Here is a 9,402-nt window from a genome sequence, read left to right as displayed (position 1 = left end):
GCGGGACTGGACGGGGCGGGCGTTGCGGGCGGTCGTTGAGGCGGCGGGGCGGGAGGAGGCGGAGGGGGTGGGGACGTCCGGTGGGGCGTCGGTTCGGGCTTTGCGGGTCGCGTTCGCGGGCGGCGGCTTCGCGGCACTCGCTGGTGGCGGCGTCGGCGGCGCGGGTGGCGGTGTGCACCGCGGCCGCGGTGGGGGCGGCGTTCGCGGCCGGGCTGTCGCAGCCCTACTGGGCGGCGATCGCGGTGTGCGCGGTGCTGCAGGGGCAGACCCTCACCGGGACGTGGCAGCGCGCCATCAACCGGTCGATCGGGACGGTCGCGGGGCTGGGGGTGGCGGCGCTGCTGCTGCCGCTGCATCCGCACGGGGTGGCGGTCGCCCTCATCGTGGGCGTGCTGCAGTTCGTCGTGGAGCTGCTGGTCGCCCGGAACTACGCGCTGGCGGTCATGTTCATCACGCCGCTGACGCTGCTGCTGGTGGAGGCCGCGCATCCCGGGGCGTCGCCGGTGCCGTTCGCGGAGTCGCGGCTGGTGAACACACTGCTGGGGTGCGCGATCGGGGTGGTCGGCGGGCACCTGCTGTGGCGGCGGGCGACGGGGCGGCGGGTGTCGGCGGTGCTGGCGACGGCGATCCGGGTGGAGGGGCGGCTGCTGGCGGCGGTGATGGCCGGACGCCCCCGGCACGAGATCGTCCAGGCGCGGCGGGACGCGCAGTCGTCGCTGCTGAACCTGCGGGACGTGTACGTGCAGGCGGTCGGGGACCATCCGGCCGCGGAGACGCTGTGGCCGCGGCTCGTCGCCGCCGAGCGCCTCGGCTACCTGATCCTGGCGCTGCCGGGCACGGAGTCGCCGGGCCGGGGCCCGGGCGGCGGCGACGTCGCGGCGGTCGAGGCGTGTTTCGCCCGGCTCGCGCCCGCCGCGACGGGCGCGGCCGTCCCGCCGGACGTGCCGGACGACCTGGACGTTCCGGACCCGCGGATAGGCACGGAGCTGCGGATGCTCGCGCGGCTCCTCCGCGAGCCCCCGCCGCGGCGCGAGCCCCGGCGGCGTGTCCGACGCGGAGTCTAGGGTGCGGGCATGGAGACGCTGCGGGCGAAACTGGACCTCGTCAAGCGGGTCGAGGCCGAGCACGGGTTCGGGGTCGAGATCGGCGAACCCCGGGTACTGGAGCCGATCCCCGAGCTGCCCGCCGGGGTGACCGAGGTGTTCGGGCTGTTCTCACAGCTCGCCGGGGACTACTTCAACTTCGTCCAGCCGGAGGAGATCGCCGGTCCGGACGAGTGGCGGTGGCGGCGGGGGGCCGACGGGGACTGCCCGCTCGGCCATCCGCTCGAGATCGGGTACGAGCGGTACGGGCTCCCACGCGACCTGCGCGACGACATCGTGGGCGGCGCCCCGATCCGGATGGACATGCAGGACGGGAGCGTCTACTACGTCGACCCCGACGATTACATCTTCTTCTACAAGAATCCCGACGTCGAAGAGATCGAGAGCGAGGACTTCGCGTCCGGGATCGTGGAGTTCTTCGACTCGCACGTGCTCGGCCCCGGGTATCCGAAGCTGGTCGAGGCCGTCCTCGGGCCGCGGGTCGTGCAGGAGCGCGACCGGAAGGGACGGCCCCGCGACTCGTGGATGCGTCTGCTGCAGGCGGCCGACCTGCTGTGACGCGGCGCCCGTCCCGCACGGGACGGCGCCCGGTGCGTCAGGACGGGTCGTAGGCGAGGTTCGGGGCGAGCCAGCGTTCGCCTCGGCGAGGGGCATGCCGCGGCGGGCTGCGTAGTCCTCGATCTGGTCCTTGCCGATGCGGCCGACGGTGAAGTACCGCGACTCCGGGTGGGCGAAGATGATGCCGCTGACACTGGCCGCGGGCGCCATCGCGTACGACTCGGTGAGCCGCATGCCGAGGCGTTCGGCGTCCAGCAGCTCGAACAGGTCGCGCTTCTCGCTGTGGTCGGGGCTCGCCGGGTAGCCGAGGGCGGGCCGGATGCCGCGGAACCGCTCGGCGTGCAGGTCCTCCAGGGCGGGGTCGGCGTCGGGCTCGAACCAGTCGCGGCGGGCCTTCAGGTGGACGTACTCGGCGAACGCCTCCGCGAGCCGGTCGGCGAGCGCCTTCACCATGATCGACTTGTAGTCGTCGTGGTCGGCCTCGTACTGGGCGGCGAGTTCCTCGGCGCCGAGGATCGTCACCGCGAACCCGCCGAGGTGGTCGCCGGACGGGGCGATGTAGTCGGCGAGGGAGCGGTTCGGACGTCCGGCCGGCTTCTTCGTCTGCTGCCGCAGCATCGGGAACCGGGGGCCGCCCTCCAGGACGATGTCGTCGCCGTCGGCGTGCGCGGGCCAGAACCCGTAGGCCCCGCGCGGCTTCAGCGAGCCGTTCTTGACGATGTCGTCGAGCAGCTCGTTGCCCTCGTCGAACAGTTCGCGGGCGACGGGCTGGTCGAGGATCGCCGGGTACTTGCCCTTCAGTTCCCACGCGAGGAAGAAGAACTGCCAGTCGATCATCTCGCGGAGCGTCGCCAGGTCGGGTTCGACCGTCCGGACGCCGGTGAAGGCGGGGGTCGGCAGGTCGTCGAAGGAGACCTTCTCGGCGTTCGCGCGGGCCTGCTCGAAGGTGAGCATCGGCCGCCGCTGCTTGTTCTCGTGCTCGGTGCGCAGCCGGGCCTGCTCGGCGCGGTTGGACTCGTCGAGCGCGGCGGCGCGCTCGGGGTCGAGCAGGTCGGACACGACGCCGACGACGCGGGACGCGTCCAGGACGTGCACGGTCGTCCGGTCGTAGACGGGCGCGATCTTCACGGCGGTGTGCTGCCGGGACGTGGTCGCGCCGCCGATCAGCAGCGGCAGGTTCATCCCGCGGCGCTGCATCTCGGCCGCGACGGACACCATCTCGTCGAGCGACGGGGTGATCAGCCCGGACAGCCCGACGGCGTCAGCGTTCTCCTCGATCGCGGTGTCGAGGATCTTCGCGGCCGGGACCATGACGCCGAGGTCGACGACGTCGTAGTTGTTGCAGCCGAGGACGACGCCGACGATGTTCTTGCCGATGTCGTGCACGTCGCCCTTGACGGTCGCCATGACGACCTTGCCGTTGCCGCGGGAGGTGTCGAGCAGGCCCGCCTTGCGCGCCTCCTCCTTCTCCTCCTCCATGTACGGTTCGAGGTAGGCGACGGACCGCTTCATCACGCGGGCGCTCTTGACGACCTGCGGCAGGAACATCTTCCCGGCGCCGAACAGGTCGCCGACGACCTTCATGCCGTCCATCAGCGGGCCCTCGATGACGTCGAGGGGACGGGCGGCCTTCTGCCGGGCCTCCTCGGTGTCCTCCTCGACGAAGTCGACGATGCCGTGGACGAGCGAGTGCTCCAGCCGCTTCTCGACGGGGCCCTCGCGCCACGACAGGTCCACGACGCGTTTCGTCCCGCTGCCCTTGACCGTCTCGGCGAACGTGACGAGCCGGTCGGTGGCGTCCGGACGGCGGTCGAACAGCACGTCCTCGACGTGTTCGAGCAGGTCGGCGGGGATGTCCTCGTAAACGGCGAGCTGCCCGGCGTTGACGATGCCCATGTCGAGGCCGGCGCGGATCGCGTGCAGCAGGAACGCCGAGTGCATCGCCTCGCGGACGACCTCGTTGCCGCGGAAGGAGAACGACAGGTTGGAGATGCCGCCGCTGGTGCGGGCGCCGGGGCAGCGCTCCTTGATCCGCGGGAGCGCGTCGATGAACGCCTTGGCGTACCCGTTGTGCTCCTCGATGCCGGTCGCGACGGCGAGGACGGCCGGGTCGAAGATGATGTCCTCGGCGGGGAAGCCCGCCCGCTGCGTCAGCAGGTCGTAGGCGCGGCCGCAGATCTCGACCTTGCGGTCGGCGGTGTCGGCCTGCCCGACCTCGTCGAACGCCATGACGACGACGCCCGCGCCGAAGTCGCGGATGCGGCGGGCCTGCTCCAGGAAGGGCTCCTCGCCCTCCTTGAGGCTGATCGAGTTGACGACGCCCTTGCCCTGGACGGTCTTCAGCCCGGCTTCGAGGACGCTCCACCGCGAGCTGTCCACCATGATCGGGATGCGGGCCGCCTCCGGCTCGGTCGCGATCAGGTTGAGGAACGTGGTGATCTCCCGCTCGCTGTCGAGCAGGTCGGCGTCCATGTTGACGTCGAGGAGGTTCGCGCCGCCGCGCACCTGGTCGAGGGCGACGTCCACGGCGGCCTGGTGGTCGCCCGCCTCGATGAGCTTGCGGAAGCGGGCCGAGCCGGTCACGTTCGTCCGCTCGCCGATCATGACGAAGCCCGTGTCGGCGCCGATCTTGAACGGTTCGAGGCCGCTGAACCGGGGCGCGGGCGGCACCTGCGGGACGGCCCGCGGCGCGGTGCCGCGCACGGCCTCGGCGATCTTCGCGATGTGGTCGGGGCCCGTCCCGCAGCAGCCGCCGACCGCGTTGACCAGGCTCTCCCCGGCGAACCCGCCGAGCAGCACGCCCATCTCGTCGGGCGTCTGGTCATAGCCGCCGAACGCGTTCGGCAGGCCCGCGTTCGGATAGGACGCGGTGTAGGTGGGGGCGATCCGGGCGAGTTCCTCGACGTGCGGGCGCATCTCCTCGGCGCCCAGCGAGCAGTTCAGCCCGACGACGAGCGGGTCGGCGTGCTCGATCGACCGCCAGAACGCCTCGACGGTCTGCCCGGACAGCGTCCGGCCGGACAGGTCGACGATCGTCACCGAGAGCCACAGCGGCAGGTCGGGGGCGACCTCGCGGGCGGCGGCGATCGCGGCCTTCGCGTTCAGTGTGTCGAAGATCGTCTCGATCAGCAGCAGGTCGACGCCGCCCTCGGCGAGGCCCGCGATCTGCTGCGCGTACGACTCGCGGACCTGGTCGAACGTGACGGCCCGGTAGGCCGGGTCCTCGACGCGGGGCGACAGCGACAACGTCACGTTCAGCGGCCCGACCGAGCCCGCGACGAACCGTCCGCCCGCCTCGTCGGCGGCCTGCCGGGCGATGCTCGCGGCCGCACGTTCATCTCGTGGACGTGCGCTTCGAGCCCGTAGTCGGCCTGGCCGATGCTCGTCGCGGTGAAGGTGTTGGTGGTCGTGATGTCGGCGCCCGCCGCGAGGTACTGCCGGTGGACGTCCAGGATGACGTCCGGACGGGTCAGGTTCAGCAGGTCGGGGTCGCCGGTGACGTCGCGGGAGTGGCCGCCGAAGCGGTCGCCGCGGTAGTCGTCGGGGGTGAGACCGGCCCCCTGCAGCATCGTCCCCCAGCCTCCGTCGAGGACGGCGATGCGCTCGTCGAGCAGTTTCCGCAGGGATTCGATCTTCACTGCCACCTCCCGCTGGTTCGTGGGAGGCGCCCTTGTTCCGACCGGACGGCTCGCGGTCCGGTGCGGCCGAGCGTGGCGGGCGTCCACCCGTTGCAGCGCCTCTCGGCCTGACAACGACAGTACCGCGCGACACGCCGGAATGTCAGTCCGGCCCCGGGACTTCCCGGCCGTCTCAGAAGGCCGTCCCTGGGGCATTCCATCCGTCCGCACCGCGGATAGGCTTCCCGACGTGCACGGACAACTTGTGAGCGGCTTGGCGGCGCGGCGGCGCGACGACCATCCGCTGCGCGTGACCGAGAGCGACGTCGTCGAGTACACCGAGGCCGTCGCGACGATGGACCGGATGGTGCGCGACCGGCAGGACGACCGGATCGACGACACCCTGTGGCTGCTGTCGCACCCCCCGACGTACACGGTGGGCCGGCGGACGCCGCCGCACGAGCGTCCGGACCCGTCCCGCGGCATCCCGGTCGTGGAGACGCGGCGCGGCGGGAAGCTGACGTACCACTCGCCGGGGCAGGTCGTCGGGTATCCGGTGCTGAAGCTGGCGGAGCCGACCGACGTGGTCGGGCTGATCCGCGACATCGAGCACATCCTGGTGGCGGTGCTCGGCGAGCTGGGCATCGCCGCCGAGCGGCGCGACACCCCGAAGGGCAGCCCGCTGCTGACCGGCGTCTGGACGGCCGAGGGCCGCAAGATCGTCTCGCTCGGGATGTACATCTCGCGGGGGGTCAGCGCGCACGGCTTCGCGATGGACGTCGACGCCGACCCGGAGCCGTGGACGTGGGCGGTGCCGTGCGGCATGCCGGACGTGGAGATGACGTCGGTGTGCCGCGAACGGGAGCGGCGCGGGCTGGCGCCGGTGCCGCAGCCCGAGGTGCGGCGGCTGATCACCGACGCCTGGAAGCGCGAGACCTGAGCCCCGGCGGCGCGCTCCGGAGCTCAGGTCCCGACGTCTGCGGCCGGTCTCGCGGCCGGTTCCGCGGTCAGGCCGCGCAGTTGCCCTGCGCGGGCTCACCGGCGAAGCGGTCGGTGAGGAAGTCGATCGCGTCCGGCCACGTCCACACCATGCCGGTGGCGTGCTCGGCGATCGTGTAGGTCTTCCAGGTCACGTTCGCGCCCTTCGCGCACCACGCCCGGTGCAGCGCGTCCGCCTGCTCGAACGGGATGATCTGGTCGAAGACGGCCTGCGTCTGCAGCACCGGGACGGTCGGCGCGGTCGAGCCCAGTTTGTTCTCGTCCAGCTTCGCCTGCCACTGCGGCGTGGCCAGGGGGTCGCTGGTGGTGAAGGCGCCGACCTTCTTGAACGCCGTCTCGCCGAAGGTGGCGATCCCGTCGACGCTGGCGATGCAGACGTCGGCGGACGTCTCCATCAGCTCGCGCCCCGCGTCGTTGAGGAACGACTCCAGGTCGAGCTGCGGGTAGGCGGCGTCGTATCCGGCGGCGGACATGAACATGAACGCGGCGAACAGGTTGCCGTCCAGGTTCGCGGCGACCGCCCGCAGGTCCGCCGGGACGCCGCCCGCGACGACGCCCTTCAGGTCGAGTTCGGGCGCGTAGGACGCGGCCAGCTCGGCGGCCCAGCCCGCGGTCGTCCCGCCCTGCGAGTAGCCCATCGCGGCGACCGGGTTGCCGTCCAGGTCCGCGCCCGGCAGGCGCTGCGCGGCCCGCGCCATGTTCAGCGCCGCCATGCCCTGGGCCTTGCCGACCTCGTAGGTGTGCAGGCCGGGCGTGCCGAGGCCCTGCATGTCGGTGACCGCGACCGCCCAGCCCTTGTTGAGGGCGTCGGCGATGAAGAACATCTCGTAGTCGAGGCCCTGCGTCATCGTGTAGGAGGGGGCGCACGAGTCGCCGAGCCCGCGCGTCCCGACGCCGTAGGTGACGAGGGGCCGCTCGCCCTGCCCGTCCCATTCCTCCTGCGGGACGAGCACGGTGCCGGACACCGCGATCGGGTCGCCGTGCACGTCCTCCGACCGGTACAGGACCTGCGTGGACGTGACGCCTTCCACGGGGTTGCGGCTGAACGGGTCGATGGTGAAGACCGATTCGCGGGAGCGGATGATGTCGCCCGGGCTCCCGGCGGGGAGCGGCCGCGGCGGCGTGTAGAACGGGTCCTCGGCGGGAGGCGCGAACTCCTGCGGCGCGGCCGCGGCCGGCGCCTGCAGGGCGGTCGCGGCGAGCGCGACCCCCATCCCGCAGGCGACCGCCGTGCGCAAGAGCCGGCGGACTGTGGTGGACATGGACCAACCCTTCGTCGTGCCCCGGCCCCTCTGGATCCCCCCCAGAGCCCCCGCGGGCCCGGCCGTCCTGGTGACGGCCCCCTGACCCTAGAGCAAGTAGATGCTTACTCCAATAAGGCCGGGAAAGGATCCGGACGCCCGGTTTTGTGGTCCGCCTGACAAAGGCCCTCAGCGGGGGCCGGTGCCCGCCCCGAACGCGCCCGCCGCCCAGAGCCGCCGGACGTGCGCGGTCATCGCCGGGCCGACCGCCCGCAGGGCGTCCAGGTCCTTGCGGGCCACCGGCGGGGCCGCCATGGCGCAGATCGCCGACACCACCATCCGGCAGGTGAACCGGCCGCCGTCGTCGCGGACGCCGAGCAGGTCGGCCAGCGCCGCCGTCATCTCGGTCTCCCGCCGCGCGCGGCGCCGGATCGCCTCCGGCCCCGCCGCGTACGCCTCGACCAGGAACAGCCGCGCGAACGGCAGCTCGGCGGCGACCGTCCGCAGGTACTGCGACAGCGCCGCCTCGCACCGCTCCAGCGGGTCACCGTCGCCGCCGGGTTCCAGCATCCGGTCCAGGGACGCGGCGCAGGCCGTCTCGAACGAGGCGAGGAAGCAGTCCTGCTTGGAGGTGAAGATCCGGTAGAAGGTCTGCCGCGACACCCCCGCGCGCTTCAGCACGTCCTCGACGGCGGTCGCGGCGTAGCCCTTCTCGGACATGACCTCCGCCATCGCGCGGCACAACCGCTCGCGCTGGATCCGGGCCACTTCCTCCGGGGCGAGCGCGTGCCGCCCTCGCGGCAGCCGGCGCGACGATGTGCTGGGCATCGTCCAACCCTAAATCAGCGGACGCTTTCAGCACACCGTCCTACCTGCACCGTCGCCCGCGAAGTGCGGCCACCAGGGGCCATACCGCCCCACATGCGCGGTTTCGGGGGTGATGTCACGTCCGGACGACCGCGCCGCACGACCACGAGGAAGGCGGCGAAACCGCGCGGGGCACGCGTCACCGGCGTCCGCGAACGCGACCGGCCTGCGGCGCGGGCCGTCCGGTGCGGGCCGTCCGGTGCGGGCCGTCCGGCGCGGGCCGTCCGGCGCGGGTTCAGTCGACGCTGAAGCACCCGGCGCCGCGCAGGCGGAGGACGAACTCGGCGACGCGTCCGCCCGCGCGACGCCGGACGTGTAGGACGCGTCCGGGTTGCCGGGGACGGGCGTGATCCACCCGTTTCCGGACGGCTCCGCCGACGGGTACGCGGCGCGGAGTTCGTCGACCGTGGAGCCCACGCCGATGCCTTCGGCGGTGCGCAGGCCGTCCCGCCCGAAGATCGCGACGACGCCCGCGCGGGGCGACAGGTGCAGCGTGGTCGCGGTGCCGTCCGGGCCCGCGACGTCGTAGACGCGGCAGTCGCCGACGGTTTCACCGGGTCGCGGGCGGGCCCGGCCCGTCGCGTCCAGTTCCCGTTCCGACATGCCGAGGCCGACGCCGCCGAAGCCGCTCGGCCCGAAGGGGACGCCCCCGCCGGGCTCGTGGGGGGACGGCGTCGAGGGGCCGGACGTGCCCGGATGCGGCGTCGGCGACGTGCGAGCGGGCGTCGGTGGCGTGTGCGAAGGCGTCGCGGTGCCGGTCGGCGTCGGGGACGCGTGGGACGGCGTCGGCGACGCCGTCGTCGGCGAGGGCGATGGGGTCGCGGGCCCGGTGGTCGCGGGCCCGGTCGTCGCGACCGTCGGCGACGCCGCCACCCGGTGGACGGCGCCGTCCCGGTCCGCGGTCAGGAAGACGAAGGCCGCGACCGCCGCGACCGCCGCGCGGCGGACCCGCCAGCACCGCCTTGGCGGTCCCCGAGGCCCCCTTCCCGGAAGCCGCGCCTGCACCCTGCCCGGCCT

The 9,402-nt window shown here is 73.0% G+C and carries 6 protein-coding genes and 1 pseudogene; 3 read left to right on the top strand and 4 right to left on the bottom strand.

Annotated features, from left to right (window positions below):
- The first annotated feature begins 80 nt into the window (after positions 1-80).
- Positions 81-1,064: an FUSC family protein gene (locus BJF79_RS23670; protein WP_158079268.1), complete on the top strand. Its 984-nt coding sequence runs from the start codon at positions 81-83 to the stop codon at positions 1,062-1,064.
- Between the two features lie 150 nt (positions 1,065-1,214).
- Here the strand turns inward: BJF79_RS23670 and metH are convergent.
- A pseudogene (gene metH, locus BJF79_RS23660) lies at positions 1,215-5,230 on the bottom strand (methionine synthase).
- 313 nt (positions 5,231-5,543) lie between these two features.
- Between metH and lipB the strand changes: the two are divergent.
- Positions 5,544-6,218, top strand: coding sequence for a lipoyl(octanoyl) transferase LipB (lipB, locus tag BJF79_RS23655; protein ID WP_262402473.1), 675 nt, complete (start codon positions 5,544-5,546; stop codon positions 6,216-6,218).
- 67 nt (positions 6,219-6,285) lie between these two features.
- Here the strand turns inward: lipB and BJF79_RS23650 are convergent, their stop codons facing one another.
- The 3 genes from BJF79_RS23650 to BJF79_RS23640 all read right to left on the bottom strand — a co-directional run bounded on the left by BJF79_RS23650 (position 6,286) and on the right by BJF79_RS23640 (position 8,988).
- Positions 6,286-7,539 carry a lipase family protein gene (locus BJF79_RS23650; protein WP_075900532.1) on the bottom strand — a complete coding sequence of 418 codons (1,254 nt, stop codon included), beginning with the start codon at positions 7,537-7,539 and terminating at the stop codon, positions 6,286-6,288.
- Between the two features lie 168 nt (positions 7,540-7,707).
- A complete protein-coding gene (locus BJF79_RS23645) occupies positions 7,708-8,346 on the bottom strand; it encodes a TetR/AcrR family transcriptional regulator (RefSeq protein WP_075900530.1) in 639 nt (212 codons plus the stop codon).
- Positions 8,347-8,373: 27 nt separating this feature from the next.
- The gene (locus BJF79_RS23640; RefSeq protein WP_075900528.1) at positions 8,374-8,988 is read right to left on the bottom strand and encodes a hypothetical protein; all 615 of its coding nucleotides are present in this window, start codon (positions 8,986-8,988) and stop codon (positions 8,374-8,376) included.
- On the opposite strand from BJF79_RS23640, the gene BJF79_RS53640 reads away from it, so the two are divergent.
- Positions 8,987-9,402: hypothetical protein (locus tag BJF79_RS53640; RefSeq protein ID WP_262402472.1), on the top strand; the 416-nt coding region annotated here is incomplete at its 3' end. The two genes, BJF79_RS23640 and BJF79_RS53640, sit on opposite strands and share 2 nt — an antisense overlap.

The organism is Actinomadura sp. CNU-125, from assembly GCF_001942465.1.
Classification (GTDB): domain Bacteria; phylum Actinomycetota; class Actinomycetes; order Streptosporangiales; family Streptosporangiaceae; genus Spirillospora.
The sequence above is the reverse complement of the archived record's forward strand: the minus strand, read 5'-3'. Positions and strand labels throughout refer to the sequence as shown.

Bases quoted from the DNA above. Each gene is read 5' to 3' on its own strand.
- BJF79_RS23650 (WP_075900532.1), bottom strand. From the start codon at position 7,539: ATGTCCACCACAGTCCGCCGGCTCTTGCGCACGGCGGTCGCCTGCGGG.
- BJF79_RS23645 (WP_075900530.1), bottom strand. From the start codon at position 8,346: ATGCCCAGCACATCGTCGCGCCGGCTGCCGCGAGGGCGGCACGCGCTC.
- BJF79_RS23640 (WP_075900528.1), bottom strand. From the start codon at position 8,988: ATGTCGGAACGGGAACTGGACGCGACGGGCCGGGCCCGCCCGCGACCC.